This window comes from Neobacillus cucumis, assembly GCF_023715505.1.
This window is the reverse complement of the sequence record NZ_JAMBOH010000009.1, coordinates 174,756-190,837: the sequence shown is the minus strand read 5'-3', so window position 1 is coordinate 190,837 and position 16,082 is coordinate 174,756. Positions and strand designations below refer to the sequence as shown.

Here is a 16,082-nt window from a genome sequence, read left to right as displayed (position 1 = left end):
CCTCTTTCCTATTAATTATTCAACGGTTCCTATTTTATTTCGAAATTTTGTTTTTGTCTCCAACCAATTGGATGGAATCCAAACCAACCAAGTAATATAATATACAAAAAGGAGGACCATTTAGATGTTTAAAACCGATTGGAAACCAAATAAATCATCGCCAGTACCATTACATAAACAAATAACTGATTTTATGAAAGAAAAAATATCCAATGGAGAGTGGACGATCGGCTATAAGCTCCCTCCCCAGCGTACTTTAGCAAAGATATTAGGAGTAAATAGAAGTACCATTGTAACCGCATATGACGAATTAATAGCTGAAGGACTTATTGAGGGAAAAAGCGGCAGTGGAACAAGAGTCGTGAACAATACGTGGAACCTGTTAGCTACTAGCCCTCCTCCCGATTGGAATTCATATGTAAAATTCGGAACTCACAAGCCAAACTTGCCAACGATTCAAGAAATAAATCAAGCTGAATTTACTCCGAACATCATTCGTTTAGGAACTGGAGAATTATCGCCAAATCTTATTCCTAGTAGATCAATGAAAACAATTTTCCATCAATTGTCGAATAGAGAAATTTCTTATGGCTATGAAGAACCAAAGGGGTTGCTGCCCTTAAGAGAACAAATATCAAACTATTTAAAGACAATCGGGATTACTGCTTCTCCTTCTTCCATTTTAATCGTATCAGGTGCATTACAAGGTCTACAGCTTATAAGTGTGGGTTTATTACATAGGGGTTCTACCGTATTAACAGAAAAGCCCTCGTATCTTCACTCTTTAAATGTCTTTCAGTCAGCAGGTATGCGTTTAATGGGCATCCCTTTGGATAAAGAAGGAATTCAAGCCAATCATATTCAACAATATAAAAAACAACAAAAAGCTGCTTTACTCTATACCATTCCTTCCTTTCATAATCCAACTGGTACCTTAATGACTGTGGAAAGACGTAAATTATTGCTAGATACTTGTCAACAAGAACAACTACCTTTGATTGAAGATGATGTTTACCGAGAATTATGGTTCGATGAAAATCCTCCAAAACCAATTAAGGCTTTTGACAAACATGGACTTGTCCTTTATTTGGGAAGTTTATCTAAATCTTTAAGTCCTGGACTTCGTATTGGATGGATTGTGGGTCCAGAACCAGTAGTTGAGCACTTAGCAGATATTAAAATGCAAACTGATTATGGGTCTAGTTCTATATCACAATGGGCAGCAGTAGAATGGTTTTCCAGTGGACTTTACAATGAACATCTTCATGAAGTAAGAAAACAAATGAAAACTCGACGAGATTTTACTTTAGATACTTTGAACAAGTATTTTTCTGATATTGCAGTTTGGGATAAACCAACTGGAGGATTTTATATTTGGTTGCGTTTGTTACCATCACTCTCTATGAGAAAATTATTTGAAATTGCGCTTACAGAAGGAATATTACTGAATCCAGGAAATGTTTACGATCATCAAGCTGAACAATATCTTCGAATTTCCTATTCATTTGCTCCTCTTCCACATATAGAGGATGGTCTTAAACGCTTATCAAAAATTGTAAAAACAATAGCCAAATAAGGGCTTCAATTGGAGCCCCTATTTCACGATTCCTTGTAAACTAACATGACCCGTTAGCTCAATAAAAAAAAGCCGCCAAAATGGCAGCTGGAGCTTTAACTCTTGCCCTCTTTAGTTGAAGAAGACCAATATTTGTTTGAGACACATTTATACAAAGGGACCATTCATTAATTTTTCCTAGTTGATAGGTTTTCTCTGTCATCTGTCAAAGGTGCCTGTTCAGCCCATTTGTTTTTAATCATAATATTTAACCCATCTTCCATGTACTGTGCCATTTCGGAAATAAGCCTTGCAAAATGTATCCCCAAGTCTATACGTTGGCATGTACCGATACCTGAACCGTACGAACCTATGGTTGTGGAACCTAAGATGCATTTATGATACATCATAAGACGGTCAGAAAAAGGTGCTGTTGTTGAACTCGTTACTTCCGCTTCCTCCGATTTTGGTTTTGGAAGATGGTCTTGGGACATAATTGATTCAAATATTTCAATGTGTTTATTATAAATTTCGACACCACGCCATAAATAGAGTTTTGCTTCTTGAGATTTAGCAACTTGAGAAAATCCCATAGTAAGTGATTTACTTAACTGAATTTTTCTCAAATACCAATATAAATTACTTATCTCAATACAATTTAACGGTCTTTTTCCTCCAAACACACCTTCAATAAAATTATGCTTTTCAATAAACTCATACTTGTCTGGGGGATTAATGAATGGTGGTCTGGATACTATACCTTTCTCCAATAATAAATCTAATGATTTGTTGAAAAGTTCCATCGTATCATTTTGGCATTTGACAAAATAATCTCGTATGTCCCTGCGCATATTTGTTGATAAAGCAGCCGCATATCCAGCCAAACCATTGATACTCATTATGTAGGTATAACATAAAAAAAATTCATCTGAATACAAGCGAGGAGCCGATAAATCCACATCATCATCAGTGAAACCGTGAGGAATAGGAAATTTTTCTTGAATAAGAAAATCCCTTATTATGGTAATGTGTTCCTCAGCTAATCTCAATGTACATTCCAATATTGGACGAATAGATACATCCTCTACAATATTAATCATATATTTATACATGCATATTGCCATTGAGTCATTCTGATACTGTGACCAAATGTTTGCGATTTCGGGGGCAGTTAATCTTACGTGATGTGGAGTTTCATCGTTTATAGATTCGAGCATGTAATATGTTCCCTCCAAAACTATTCTATTTGGTATCATTTACAAAGCTGTAAAATTTATGTGTTATATCCTCTTCCTAATATAGGCCTTATCCATTTCCTCCCTCCACTATTTGGTAGTTAACTGAAGAAGGCGATAAATAAATTTAGAAATTCGAACGACATTTAATCAACAACAGACAATTCTATAACATCCCCGAAATCAATCCTTCGAAACTCCCCTCCTTGAAGTTCAATCCTTAGTTGGTGCGATATTGGATCTAAGTATTGGATGCGACCAGTTATTTCGGGTATAAAACCGTCAGACCATATCGGTATCTTTTCCGGTAGGTTATACTCCTTCGCATGACAGATAAGTAGGTCAAACTCTTCCTTCACGTATACATCAATGATTGGCTTTTTCATACGTTCCTAGTTGATCCAATGATCTCGTGAGCCTTAATCAATTCCGCCATCCCAAACGCAAACTGCCATTTTTTCTGTTTACCGCGCTCTCCTATCGCCCCCGCTGTTGCATTTGCTACGGCAATTTGATATACGTTCAAGATGGTCTCTCTCTCCGCTAGGTTCGTAATTTCCACCGAAACCTATTACGATACATATCAATTTATCACCCATTTCTTCAACTATTCCACCAGTTCGTGGAAGAAGCAAAAAAATGAAAAAACTGTCAATCTAAATCATAATTTTCTCAGTCTCTGTCCTGATTTAATAATAATTTTAATATCGTTTGCTTCTCCGCCTGCTAAATGCCCTTTCCGCCCCTTGTTTGTAGGGTCATGATTCTCTCCATTCCAGTAATGATTGGTTTTGCCCTTTTGATTAATGTTTGTGTAACTTCAAGAGTTAGAGAGGCTTGATGAGCATTTTCATTACTCCACACTTCATAAACATAAACACAATTTGGCTCGTTTTCAGAAATATTTACTAGATATATCTCGCATTCATCCAGATTCTTCATTAATTCTGCTGCTTCCATCAAAATATTTACCATTGTGTCACGTTCGCCTTCTTGTACGATAAACTTGCCAAACAAACTAAATTTGTTCATATTGTCCTCCTTAATTCTGTCACCTGTTAGTTATTTCTACATCAAAACAAATTTCCCCTATACCGATTGATAAAATAATTAATTAACTTTTTACACCCCTTGAATTTAGCAGTATATAAACTTATTTCATCACGCCACAATAACATTCGAAGAGTGTCATTTTCCATAAATCTAGACATTCCAAAACTTGCTGCCACGGTATCAATTTCCTGAAATGTACCGTGTGCAATAGCATCTCTAAGTGCCACTGCCAACATTCTAGCTTGCTCCCGCAAAAACCCCGCAATTAGTTGAATTTACGTAAACAATATGGCGGCAAACGTGATCCCTTTACGTACTTAGTACAACAATAAAAAAATGACCGCCACTTAGACAATCACACACCTATTATAACTTTCAGTTAGCATCCAATTTAGCCTCCTGAAACCTCCTTTTATCTCAATGTATATCTAAAAAGCGATTAACGAAAAATATACATAGGAGGTGTAAGAAATGGGGCATATTTTAAGAATTGTCATGAAGTTTATTGCACCTGTGGTTGTTCTGGGTATTATCGATGCGTTGGGCTACAATTTGGGTGCTTCTGATATCCTAGGAATTTCAGCGGTATTAGCTATTGTTAGTTATGTAGTGGGTGACTTATTTATTTTACGGGTTACCAATAACACAGTGGCAACTATTGCTGATTTTGCTTTAGCGTTTGTAATTCTCTACCTAATGATCGATAATATGACCATTGAGGATGACGTGTTATCCGCTTCACTTATTGGCTCGATAGCCATCACAGCTTTCGAAATCTTCTTCCATCGCTTATTAGGAAGAGAACCTGGCAAACAGGCTTCCAATCAGCAACAAACCATGCAAACTGCAAGACCACAATTTCAAACAGAAGCGTCTTCTGAATTAACTCCTGTTAAACAGGATGTAAGAAGCGCTCAACAGGACAAGTCTCAGGAGAATCAAAATAAACAATAATAGTCAAAAAAAGCATACATTCCAAATGAATGTACGCTTTTTTAAATTATCACAATTTTTCCGCTGTTGCATTTTCTACAGTAATTTGATAAGCGTTCAAGATAGCCTCGCTCTCCGCCGGGTTCGTATTCCCCACCGAAACCTATTACGATTTATATCAATTTACTACCCATTTCTTCAACGATCCTGCCCTTTGCGGAATAAGAATAAAGATTCCTCTAATTGAACATTCCCACTCGGTAGTTAAACAAGTATTACCCTTTCTAATGCATATATATGCGGACTTTAGGTTACGCCTGAATTGATCTTTAAAAGGAGAACACATTTATACCCTAGCTCCATTAAAACAGAATGTGTCCAAGCACCCATCAATATATATTCATCAAAGAACAAAAATTGAATTAAATTACAGGATACTTATTTATGTGAATTGGAGGAAAATAATGTTTAAACCTAATCCCGCTAATACAGCAATTGTAATAACGGACCCACAAAATGACTATCTGTCCCCCGGAGGTAAAGGGTACCATTTAACAAAAAAAATTATTAAACATTACAACACACTAGGTAACCTTGAAATTCTAATAAGTACAGCCATGAATAAAGGATATCAACTTTTTATATCACCCCATTATATATATCCCCATGATTATAGTTGGCAATTTACCGGAGCTGAACAAGAAATGTTATTAAATCTTCGAGTATATCAAAAACAAAATGACTATACTTCTGTAGGAGCCGACTGGGTTCCTTCCCTTAAGCCATATATTTTAGCTAACCAAACAGTCATTGCGACCGCCCATAAGATTGCCAGTCCACAGACAAATGATCTTGTTTACCAATTACGTCAGCACAGGAAAGAAAAGGTCATTCTGGCAGGCGTCCTATCAAACATTTGTGTAGAATCGCATATGAGAGACTTAATCGAAAATGGATTCCAAACAGCTGTTGTTTATGATGCCACTGCCACCATAAGTGAGAAGGATTTTCAAGCAGCTGTAACAAATTATCAGGCATTCAGCAGTGCTACATGGTCAACACAACAGGCGATCTCTCAATTATAAGAAATAAAACATTTTCCCAGGAGTTGATTTAAAAGGTTTGCTATTGGAAGTAACTCTTTTTGTTTGTTTTTAAATTTTTTCTACTTACCTGCCATTAGCTGAAGAAAAAGATCCGGCAGAAACTAAAGCCGGATCTTTAAGTTATGCACCCGTTAATTAAAATACATTTCTTCACAATCATTCTTTTTGCGGCACTCTCAAGGTCTGTTGCACATGGTCATCATACTCTGTGAAGCATTTTTATGTATTCGCCCAACTTAGTTTATTATTTGCTCTTTACTTAGTAACTAAAATTATGTTCCACATATTCAACCACCGTACCATCTGGTTGTTGTACAATCATGTTGTAGCCTGAAAAGTCTTTCGTAATATCTTGACGTATTACGGTCCCATTATCCAACAGCCAAGTCTTATAAGCGTGAATATCATCTATCAAGAAACAGATAGTGAATCTCGTATATTTGCTAAATCTTCATCAGTCCCACTAACTAGTAAAAAGTCTCCTAAAGCGGCAATGTCCAATTTTTTATCCCAATAGTTGAATCTTGTTGCTTTGGTCTGAAACAGTCCTTCGTAAAAATGGATAGCTTCATCTAGGTTGTTCACAAAAATCCTATTCACGATTTTTTTAATTTTCATCTCTCTCATCGACCTCTCGCAGTTAATAACTCACAAAAATATTATACAAATTTATCGAAGATTCAACCAAGAATTATCGATAACTGCTCGTTCCGTTAATAAAATTAGAAATTCCTTTACTGATGTTAATAGTGAAAAATCGATAGATGGTTTTTTTATTGCTAACGCACCCTTACTTTAAGTGCACTTCACATTCTACTTATAATAATTTCTTAACACACAGGCTGAATAAAGTTGCTATAATAAAAATTAGAAAATTATTTAGATGGATTAGAGGTGAATTAAAATGTATTGGACCCCATTATTTGAAAATGATATACCTGTAGCACGCTTCTGCTCCTAATGGCGTGAAGGTGACTACATCTCTCCGTTAGGGGTATTTTCGACCTAAACAAAAGACGGAGGGTACAAAAAAATGAAAAACACCTTATTAGGTTCCTTATATTTAATTTTAGCCTCAAGTATTTGGGGCGGTATGTACGTTGTTGTAAAAGTTGTAGTAGCGGTCATACCTCCACTAGAACTTGTGTGGCTACGATATATAGTGGCTATTGTCGCACTTCTCATTATCGGGTTCATAACAAGGCAAAAATGGCGAATCGAAAAACGTTATTTTTTAATAATCATAGCCATTGGAATCATTGGGAATGCCATTTCAATTGTTGCTCAGGAAACTGGTACAATGCTATCTACAGCACAAATGGGAGCGATAATAACTTCTTCCACACCAGCATTTATGGTTATTTTTGCCCGGTTAATCCTTAAAGAACGGTTGACGTTGAAAAAGGTAATCTCCGTTTTGTTAGCGACAATTGGAGTGCTTCTGATTGTTGGAATTGGTGACATGAACATGTCCAGTACACTTGGAGGTATTGCACTACTTATGGCAGCTTTAACATGGGCAATTATGTCAGTACTTGTTAAGCGTTTGCCAAGTGATTATTCACAAATAGTGGTAACCACCTATTCCATCTTGGTAGCCTTAATCGTGTTGACTCCTTTTGTTTTGCCACGGTTACATGAAATTAATATCTCTCAACTGACTCACCCGACCATTTGGGGAGGAATCTTGTATTTGGGTATTGTCTCAACTGCAGGTGGATTTCTACTTTGGAATCGTGGATTACAAATGCTTAACGCTTCAAGTGGAGGAATATTTTTCTTCTTTCAACCCGTGGTTGGAACATTACTTGGATGGCTTATTTTAGGAGAGAACATAGGTGTAACGTTTTGGATCGGCTCAATCCTAATTCTCACAGGTGTTTTATTCGTTATCAAAGAAAAATAATAGTATTTAAAAACCCCTTCAATCCAATCTGAAGGGGTTTTCATTTGTAGTCAACTCTTACCAAAAAATGTCATCCATAGGTGGAATCGGCCTATTTTCTATTTTTTTTACTTCCCCTGTTATGTCTTCTGTGCCGTTAACGATTACCTTTTCAATTAACGTTTTACGGTACCCAGTTTCTCGTTTTATGCTTTGTATGTACTGGTGGGCAACGTTTGACATTTCTTCTCTTTTCCTTGCTGAAAATCTTCCTCTAGCTAATAGACCAGTTTCATCAATATTTAAATGTACTTCCAGGTTAAACTCCATACTTATGCACCTCTTTATTATTATCTATTTCATTATAGAACATACATTCTTGTCTTAGTCACAAAAAAAGGACTGAGGTATACTCCTAGTCCCTTCTCTTTTATTATGATTATTACGTTAAAGCACTTTATAGTCGTACAATTTTTCACAATCTCTCTTTTTATTGTTTTTTCAATTCTTTAACAATCTCATTAATGCGTTTTTCCACCTCATAAAGATTCTTCTGCATCCGATCACGTCGACTACTTAAGACTTGTAATTCCTGTTTCAAATCCTGTTTTAATTCTTCTGTTTTGCTCATGATTTCCCCTCCGGATAATAATATATCATTAGTATGTTAGCAGTTAAACCACTAGATTGGTTTCGCCTGAGATAATCCTAATAAAATTTATCTTTTTTATTATTCTTTGAAATTCATTTAAAATTCATTTTAATATTCGTTAAAATCTTCAATTGCTTTTTCACATAAACTCACAGCCATTATCGCTTTATCAAAGCGGACAAATCACCTTCAAAAACTTTTTCTTCTTTATCATTGAATGTTGATATCAAAACAGTAAGGATTCCCGTTTCATTTTCTCTCGCTTTCTTCTCAATAACCTCAACTACGGAGTGTAATTCATCATCAGGATAAACGGGCTTTATGAACTTTATATTATTCATCCGTGTTCCCGCAATAACATCATCACCGTAGACGCCTTGTTCAACCCAAAGCTTAAATGAAATGGCTAATGTATGTATACCAGAAGCAATGATTCCATTAAACCTTCCCTGATTTGCTTTTTCCTCATCCAAATGCATATACTGAGGGTCAAATTCCCCTGCAAAGCCCATAATATTTTCTTTTGTTAATTTGAAGGACTTAGTTGTGAACACCTGTCCAATTGAAAATTCATCTAACTTCATAAATACACCTCTATTTTAAAATCTTTGTACTTGTTTATATTAGAGTAACAACACATACTCATCAAGATGAAAATTTCAAAAAAAATAACCGCCCGTAGGCGGCGGTAAAAACCACTTATGAATAATGAATTTAATCTACTTCGAAGCCGTCGCTAAAGTAGATTCAGGTGTTGTTACCTTGTCATAAAAATCCACGAATTTGTCTCGTTCGTCGCTATTACGATAAGCCATTGCGACACGTGGATGTTCATTAAGCACTCCAGAGATCATGTATGGAATGATATAGCCCCACTCCCACTTCTGTCTCATCTCTACCATGTGCTTTTCGATTATGCCAAGTACCGGCCGTAGTTCATAGCTTGTTTTTTGAATATAGCTAACGAGGAGCTCTGTGTTACAGTTACCTGCCGCACGTCCCATACCATAAACAGATGAATCTAGGAAGGTTACTCCATTTTGGTACGCAGTCAACGTATTGGCGAATGCTAACTGCATATTATTATGGGTATGGATTCCCAGTTGTTTATTAGGGAGCAATGACTGGAATTTTTTTACTTGATGCGCAATTCCCGCAGGATCCAAGCTTCCGAATGAGTCAACGATATAAACAACATCTACAGGACTTTCTTTCACCATTTCCATTGCTTCGATCAGCTGATGTTCTGGCACGCTGGATAAAGCCATAATGTTAAGTGAAGTCTCATAACCCAAATCATGAAACATTTGTACTAGTTCTAAACCTTTATCTACTTCACGAATATAGCATGCGACCCGGATCATATCCAATACACTTTGTTCACGGGGCAGGACGTCATTCGGATCCACTCGGCCAATATCTACTAGAGCAGATAGCTTCGTGAACTTTTTCTCCGGAATGATTTCTTTTAGGAAATGATCATCTAGAAATCTCCATGGATTTGGCTCGGTTGCGTTAAGAAGCTTGGCGGAATTTTTGTAGCCAATTTCCATATATTCCACACCGGCTTCACTTAGTCCGTTATAAAGGTCCTGAACAAATTCAACACTGAAATCCCAATTGTTGACTAACCCTCCATCACGGATCGTACAGTCTAATATTTTGCTGCTATGTACCATAATTGCAACTCCCCCTGTGGTATGTTCATTCGTCATATTATTTGTTATTATTATTGCTTATATCATGATTCGATCAAAAGTGTCAATCTTTTTAAAATAATGAACATTTAAAATGTACATAACTTTTTAATAAAAAAATTAAGAAAATAACATATGAGCAGAAAAAATAACTGTGGTTACTGTCATCATACTGAATACAGTAGACAATAAAACGACTTGTGCAGCATATTCAGGATGATTTCCATATTCTAGTGCAAACAACGAACTATTTCTTGAAGTTGGAAAAGAGCTCGCAATAAACAATGACTGTGCGATCGTACCGTCCAGCTTCAATGCTAATATGATGATGTACGCAATACAGGGTGAAAGAATTAGCCTTCCAATTAGACTTAGAATTAAAGGCAGAGAAAAACGACTTATTTTTAGAAAAGCACTTTGTGCACCAAGTGTAACAAGTGCGATCGCTACAAATGCGTTTGAAGTATTTTTTATAGGTGTCCATATGTATTCTGGTATTCTTATTGAAAAGGCATGGAGAAAAACCCCAAACAAAAAAGCGTAGATGACAGGATTTTTTAAAAATGCCTTTATCGCTTGGAATTTTGCTTTATCAACAGAAACAGAATTAAATAATCCATATGTATAAGTTAAGAGATTTTGAAAAACCATGACGACCAACTTGGATTGATAGACCCAGAGGATTATTCTGAAATACCATTTGACTGACAGGTAATGCAAAGTTCCCCGAATTGCTTAGTACAACACTGTTTTTAAAGGTAGATGAAAGACTGCTCTCAAATTTCGCCATTTTAGATAATCCTGTGCTGACGATCATTAAACAAAGACCTTGTATTACAAGGAAACTAAGAATCTCAAGGAGCGTATCTCCTTTTATTTTACTCTGATATACATTGGTAAAGCTCACAGCAGGCATTAGTAAATATGAATTTAATTTAGATAAGGTGTTCATGTCTAATTTATATTGTCTATGAAGAAATATACCAGCACCAATAAGAACAAATATTGGTAAAATAACATTTAACATAATATGAAATAAAACGCCCATAAAATAATCCTCGCTTTTTTAAGAATCAAAATGCTATGTTACCTTGTGATTGTGAAATATTAAAACTCTTATTACGCTTTATCTGCCTTTTTCCATCCAAGACGGCTCAACTATTTGTATGAAGATGCAATAGTCATTGATATATTTTATTGTTAATGCCTTATCATACTCTCCACAGGTTTCGTCGTAGATCTGTTTGATGCCGAAGACCGGTAAGCAAAAGTATTTTCCTGTTTTAGGTTCGCTAACTGTTATTCTCCCGGCTTGAATATGAATTCTTGCCCTTTTAATGTAGGTCATAAAACTAAATCCAACGATCCCTTCGATCTCATCCTTTATTAGTGCATCGAAATCTTTCCCTTCCTGCTCTATTAAATATGTAAGAAGTTTCTTTGCATTGTCCTCCATTTCCTTTCCTCCTCCTCCATTTCATTTTAAAAACAATATCTAAACAGTTGAAATACAAATAAATTATTGACAGTCATTCAAAAAAGGAATGACAACATTCCCTGAGTGGCTGTAGGCCATCGAGGGGCTAGAAAATTTTATAATTTCTTTAACAATAAAAAAGCCTGAGCATTTGCCCACGCTTTCTTAAATAGTAGATTTAAAATCCAATTTTTTCACAAATTCTACAAACTCTTTAATTACTTTGGTTCCAAGTGATTTTTCATGATACAACATCCAAGTTCTTCTCACTATAGGATTCCCTTTTTTATCTTTTAGAATGATCTGATGAAGGTTTTGATGCTCTTGAACAAGAACACTAGGAAGTATTCCGTATCCCAATCCATTCAATACCATTTCCTTGCATGTATCGGCTTTATCCACTTCCATACCTATAAAAGGCGGCTGAGAAAATTCCCCACTCCACCAATTATCAATCATCGTCTTTAGTAAAGCATCTGTTTCATATTCAATTCGCGGCAGAGAAGGCAAATCACAAAGTTCAATTTTTCCTAATGAAGTTACACAGAGATTTTCTTCAAAGAGTAGTATTTTAATCTGGCCACTGATAGTCCCCACGGACTATCCCAATATGAGCATCCCCATAATAAACAAGATTAAACACATCCCTGCTCCATCCCGTTGTAACTTTATAATTTACTTTTGGGAACTGTTCACGAAAAAGCTTTAAAAGCTGTGGCAGCTTGTGCCTTGTTATGTAATTAGAAACCCCTAAGCGTAAGGTTCCACTAACTTCTTCACCCATATTAAGTACTCTATCTTTAATCTGTTGGAGACGATTCAGCATTTCATCTGCACACTGAGCTAGGTATTCTCCTTGAGGTGTAAAATGAACTCCTTTTGTACCCCGTATGACGATTTCTACTTGATATTCCTTCTCTATTTGTTGAATTTTTTTCGTTAATGATGGTTGGGATATATATAAACTTTCAGCTGTTTTCGTGATATTCTTCTTTTCGTATAGCACCTTTAAGATGATCCAGTCCTGTTCATCCATTTTCTTTATCCCCCATATTTACTTCTAATCTACTTAAGAGTGTATTATTTTATAAAAAAACATGTGAAATTCACACACCTTTTTGATTAACCGATATATACACTCCTACTTTACCATTTTTCTATTCTTGGTAAAATAAGTGCCAGGCACCCCATTATTTTTGAATGGTTCCTGGCACTTTATTTATTCATTTTCAAAATTATCGGAATTAACCCTATTTAATAATAAATCCGATGGCGCACTCGCATATAAAAACAATCGATGCATTGGTCTAGTCATGGCTACATACAACAATTTGATGTCTAATTCTTCATCACTGTACGATTCATCCAAGTTTAGAATCAGTACAGCATCAAATTCTAACCCTTTTGAAAGGTAAGAGGGTAAGATCACTATGCATCCCTTTTTCATATCCTCTTTTTCTTCTAATAGCTGAATTGGCAGATTACTATTTTCCAGCATTTTATGAATTCGTAAGCACTCTTTGTCGGTTCTTCCAATAATCGCAATGGAGTTAAGTTCTTCCTCTTTTAATAAATGGATATCATGTTCAAGTATTTCTTTTACTTGATGCAGATTGGCTGGATCAATATTCGTATAACGTGGTTTGTCTCCATGTCGAATGACTGGTTCAACCTTTGGTAAGTCTTTATCCATAATCGAAAGAATGTCATTTGCTAAATGCATAATCTCGACCGTCGTTCGATAACTCTTTTGTAATGCTTGATAATTAGCATTTGGGAAAATTTCCTTAACTAATGGTTCCCAGCTATTTAACCCCCGGTAAGAATGAATCCCTTGAGCCAAATCTCCGACGATTGTAAACAAATCTGTTTCAAAACCTTCTTTTAGTGCTGCAAATTGGAAATAGCTATAGTCCTGGGCTTCATCAATAAATATACTCTTCATTTTATACTGTTCTTCGATACCTTCCAGTTTTGCTTTCATATAAAATAATGGTGCTAAATCCTCAAGTTCTAACGCATTTTTAGCAAAAACCTGTTGACAATAGTTAGTTAATTTCTTGCATTCAATCTCTGAAAGCGACGTTGAATATTTTTGTAATCGTTCAGGCGAAGTCATTAGTCCCTTATATAAGCTAAAAATATCTTTTTCAACAAAGGAATCCATATAATTTTTTACAGCCACTTTTGACTCTTGCTCTACTGCCTTTATTCTTAATTCTTTTGAATCCATGATGCTGACTACTTTTTCCCTTCTTTTTTCTGCATCCAGCCTTGTGCTGTATAGAGCCTTTTCTAAAGCATCGTCATATTTACTGTTAATTTTAGTCAGGATGATGGACTTTTTTATTCTTAAATCATTTGCTAATAAATTTTTTATTTTATCCAGTCTTTTATAGATCGGTAAGTATTTAAATTCTTTTAAGAATAACCTTTTTAGTTTATCCCCTCTCATTAAACGGGATTTTTCAATAATAAAATCCTCGGTAGGTGCCAAATCTAATTCAATTTCTTTCAAATAGCGATCGATGATCCCTTTAAATTCCAAAGATCCTTTATAACTAGAAACCCATTGGACCCTTTTTGATTTTTCGTTACTGTTAATCAACATCATTAATTTGGAATTAGGGGATAACAATTTTATTTTCTTCCCTAAGCAAGTTCTCATAAATTCAATATAAGTAGTCTGGTTTATCTTATTTACCCCTAAATCAGGGAGAACGGCAGAAATATAATCGATAAATAATTTATTTGGTGCAAGAATCATTAATTTTTCTGGAGGAAATCGATATCCAGAAGAGTATAGAAAATAAGAAATTCGATGGAGAGCAATGGTTGTTTTACCACTTCCAGCAGCTCCTTGTACGATAATGGGGTGTTTAAGAGAGGCTCTGATCACTTCGTTTTGCTCATTTTGAATGGTAGCGACAATTTCAGTTAAGCGATTGTCTGCTTTTCCTGTTAAAGATTTCTGGAGTAGTTCATCGTGTGTAGTTAAATCGATATCTCTAATCTCTTTTAATATTCCATTCACGATTTCATATTGTCTCTTTAACGATAAATAACCACTTTGCATTTCCCCATAGGCGTCATAGGATACATCTCCCAGACGGCCATCATAGTAAACATTCGCAATTGGTGAACGCCAATCGACAATAATGGGGGTCTGATTAACACGGTCAAACAATGAGGCTTTCCCGATATACAGAATCTCTTCTTTGCTGTCACCCGAGCTGGTAAAGTTAATTCTTGAAAAGTACGGTTTGCCAATTACGCTTGCTAACCTTTCCAATTCGCTTTCGGCCAATTCTAAATATTGTGCATTGGTAAGGAGGGTCATGTAGCTTAAACTACTATCTGATGTATCAAGTTCAGCAAAAGCCTCTTTCAAGTTCTCAACAATCTGTTCTTTATTGCCTTTTGACATTTCCAAAACACTTTTAATATATTCCTTTGTAAACTCTAAACGCTCAACTTCCGATTGATAATCTTTATGTTCTCGAACTGATTTTTGTTTTTTCTGACTCATTCTTTATTCGTCACCTCTCAAGTAGGAAGGTTTTTTTTATGGTAAAGGCTGCAACAAAAAGAAACATCTACAATTTTTTGTAGATGCTTTCATTCATAATGGAGCTATATTTTACCATTTGATACATGATAATACAAACTATTTGTTGCTTATTGGTGGATAGGAACCAATGTTTTTTTATGGGAATATTTATGAAGATGCCATTCAGAGAACTTTTATTCCATTCACGTGTGTTTTAGCCTTTATAATATAAAATAGCAATTAGGAAAATAATCAATCCGATTAAGAAAATAGGACCAAGACTCGTAGAGTAAACAAAGTAAATTTTTATATGAAGTATGGCATGAACAATAAGGATGATTAATAAGCAAGAAAGCAAGAAAATGGTTAACTGTACATTTTTATTTCGATTCAAACTATTTGCTCCCTTCTAGAACAGTTACAGGGAAATGTACTAACTTCCATTTGTCTCTTATATAAATATTTTACGTTAGCTCGAATTATTCCTTGCTAAAACTATCGAGTTAGAGGGAAACCCACGTTAAATCAGTTAATGCCGGCCAAATGAATCGTACTCATGGTATGGAAACAAAAATCGTTGTACAATGACCTTAAGGAAGAGGAGGTTGTGAAATGAGAAAAGTGATTATTTATACACAAGAAACGTGCCCGCCATGCCATGCGGAAAAACTATGGTTTAAAGAAAATGGGATTGAGTTTGAAGAAAGAGACGTACGTAAAAACGATCAATATCTCTATGAACTTATTGAATTAGGTGCTGCTGCTACACCAGCAACCATTATCAAATACGAAGACCGTGAGGAAGTTATCCTCGGATTTGATCAGACCAAATTGTCTGGATTATTAGGGAAATAATTTTAATAACGCAAATAGGCAGTGATGAAGATCATCATTGCCCCCTTTAATGAAACCTCTAGCGTTATTAAAATAATTCCTGTT

20 protein-coding genes and 1 pseudogene are annotated in these 16,082 nt (G+C 35.5%); 5 read left to right on the top strand and 16 right to left on the bottom strand.

Translation table 11 applies throughout. The annotated features are described in order from the left end of the window. The first annotated feature begins 124 nt into the window (after positions 1-124). A complete protein-coding gene (gene pdxR / locus M3226_RS15430) occupies positions 125-1,576 on the top strand; it encodes a MocR-like pyridoxine biosynthesis transcription factor PdxR (RefSeq protein WP_251566602.1) in 1,452 nt (483 codons plus the stop codon). A gap of 167 nt (positions 1,577-1,743) precedes the next feature. Here pdxR and M3226_RS15425 read toward each other — a convergent pair whose 3' ends face one another. The 5 genes from M3226_RS15425 to M3226_RS15410 all read right to left on the bottom strand — a co-directional run bounded on the left by M3226_RS15425 (position 1,744) and on the right by M3226_RS15410 (position 4,079). Next, positions 1,744-2,772, bottom strand: coding sequence for a DUF3231 family protein (locus M3226_RS15425; RefSeq protein ID WP_251566601.1), 1,029 nt, complete (start codon positions 2,770-2,772; stop codon positions 1,744-1,746). A gap of 164 nt (positions 2,773-2,936) precedes the next feature. Next, positions 2,937-3,176 (bottom strand): YolD-like family protein, encoded by a 240-nt coding sequence (locus tag M3226_RS32730; protein ID WP_374110608.1) that lies wholly within the window; start codon positions 3,174-3,176, stop codon positions 2,937-2,939. Next, complete coding sequence (locus M3226_RS15420) at positions 3,173-3,316, bottom strand: hypothetical protein (protein WP_251566600.1); 144 nt, start codon at positions 3,314-3,316, stop codon at positions 3,173-3,175. Before M3226_RS15420 ends, M3226_RS32730 begins: the two co-directional genes overlap by 4 nt. Positions 3,317-3,516: 200 nt before the next feature. Next, a complete protein-coding gene (locus M3226_RS15415; protein ID WP_251566599.1) occupies positions 3,517-3,822 on the bottom strand; it encodes a putative quinol monooxygenase in 306 nt (101 codons plus the stop codon). Positions 3,823-3,863: 41 nt separating this feature from the next. Further along, on the bottom strand, positions 3,864-4,079 hold the full coding sequence (locus tag M3226_RS15410) for a hypothetical protein (protein WP_251566598.1): 216 nt from the start codon (positions 4,077-4,079) through the stop codon (positions 3,864-3,866). Between the two features lie 235 nt (positions 4,080-4,314). Here M3226_RS15410 and M3226_RS15405 point away from each other — a divergent pair, with 235 nt between their 5' ends. Further along, positions 4,315-4,797, top strand: a complete 483-nt coding sequence (locus tag M3226_RS15405; RefSeq protein WP_251566597.1) for a YndM family protein — start codon at positions 4,315-4,317, stop codon at positions 4,795-4,797. 443 nt (positions 4,798-5,240) lie between these two features. Continuing rightward, the gene (locus tag M3226_RS15400) at positions 5,241-5,861 is read left to right on the top strand and encodes an isochorismatase family cysteine hydrolase (protein ID WP_251566596.1); all 621 of its coding nucleotides are present in this window, start codon (positions 5,241-5,243) and stop codon (positions 5,859-5,861) included. Between the two features lie 432 nt (positions 5,862-6,293). Here M3226_RS15400 and M3226_RS15395 read toward each other — a convergent pair whose 3' ends face one another. Next, positions 6,294-6,509 (bottom strand): hypothetical protein, encoded by a 216-nt coding sequence (locus tag M3226_RS15395; RefSeq protein ID WP_251566595.1) that lies wholly within the window; start codon positions 6,507-6,509, stop codon positions 6,294-6,296. A gap of 406 nt (positions 6,510-6,915) precedes the next feature. Between M3226_RS15395 and M3226_RS15390 the strand changes: the two genes are divergently transcribed. Beyond that, complete coding sequence (locus M3226_RS15390) at positions 6,916-7,788, top strand: DMT family transporter (protein ID WP_251566594.1); 873 nt, start codon at positions 6,916-6,918, stop codon at positions 7,786-7,788. A gap of 57 nt (positions 7,789-7,845) precedes the next feature. Here M3226_RS15390 and M3226_RS15385 read toward each other — a convergent pair whose 3' ends face one another. The 10 genes and pseudogenes from M3226_RS15385 to M3226_RS15345 all read right to left on the bottom strand — a co-directional run bounded on the left by M3226_RS15385 (position 7,846) and on the right by M3226_RS15345 (position 15,537). Continuing rightward, positions 7,846-8,097 (bottom strand): hypothetical protein, encoded by a 252-nt coding sequence (locus M3226_RS15385; RefSeq protein WP_251566593.1) that lies wholly within the window; start codon positions 8,095-8,097, stop codon positions 7,846-7,848. Between the two features lie 160 nt (positions 8,098-8,257). Then, on the bottom strand, positions 8,258-8,398 hold the full coding sequence (locus M3226_RS15380; RefSeq protein WP_251566592.1) for a hypothetical protein: 141 nt from the start codon (positions 8,396-8,398) through the stop codon (positions 8,258-8,260). A gap of 179 nt (positions 8,399-8,577) precedes the next feature. After that, positions 8,578-9,003: a MaoC family dehydratase gene (locus tag M3226_RS15375; protein ID WP_251566591.1), complete on the bottom strand. Its 426-nt coding sequence runs from the start codon at positions 9,001-9,003 to the stop codon at positions 8,578-8,580. A 135-nt stretch (positions 9,004-9,138) separates the two neighbouring features. After that, complete coding sequence (locus M3226_RS15370; RefSeq protein WP_251566590.1) at positions 9,139-10,098, bottom strand: aldolase catalytic domain-containing protein; 960 nt, start codon at positions 10,096-10,098, stop codon at positions 9,139-9,141. 138 nt (positions 10,099-10,236) lie between these two features. After that, positions 10,237-10,767, bottom strand: a complete 531-nt coding sequence (locus M3226_RS32500; protein ID WP_308211946.1) for an AEC family transporter — start codon at positions 10,765-10,767, stop codon at positions 10,237-10,239. Then, a complete protein-coding gene (locus M3226_RS32495; RefSeq protein ID WP_308211945.1) occupies positions 10,724-11,164 on the bottom strand; it encodes an AEC family transporter in 441 nt (146 codons plus the stop codon). Before M3226_RS32495 ends, M3226_RS32500 begins: the two co-directional genes overlap by 44 nt. Before the next feature lie 78 nt (positions 11,165-11,242). Further along, entirely contained in the window at positions 11,243-11,572 is a 330-nt protein-coding gene (locus M3226_RS15360) for a hypothetical protein (RefSeq protein WP_251566589.1), read from the bottom strand. A 186-nt stretch (positions 11,573-11,758) separates the two neighbouring features. Then, positions 11,759-12,629, bottom strand: a pseudogene (locus tag M3226_RS15355) (LysR family transcriptional regulator). A 183-nt stretch (positions 12,630-12,812) separates the two neighbouring features. Then, complete coding sequence (gene helD, locus M3226_RS15350) at positions 12,813-15,122, bottom strand: RNA polymerase recycling motor HelD (RefSeq protein WP_251566588.1); 2,310 nt, start codon at positions 15,120-15,122, stop codon at positions 12,813-12,815. Positions 15,123-15,357: 235 nt separating this feature from the next. Next, complete coding sequence (locus tag M3226_RS15345) at positions 15,358-15,537, bottom strand: hypothetical protein (RefSeq protein WP_251566587.1); 180 nt, start codon at positions 15,535-15,537, stop codon at positions 15,358-15,360. Positions 15,538-15,755: 218 nt separating this feature from the next. Here M3226_RS15345 and M3226_RS15340 point away from each other — a divergent pair, with 218 nt between their 5' ends. Beyond that, a complete protein-coding gene (locus M3226_RS15340; RefSeq protein ID WP_251566586.1) occupies positions 15,756-15,998 on the top strand; it encodes a glutaredoxin family protein in 243 nt (80 codons plus the stop codon). Positions 15,999-16,082 lie beyond the last annotated feature (84 nt).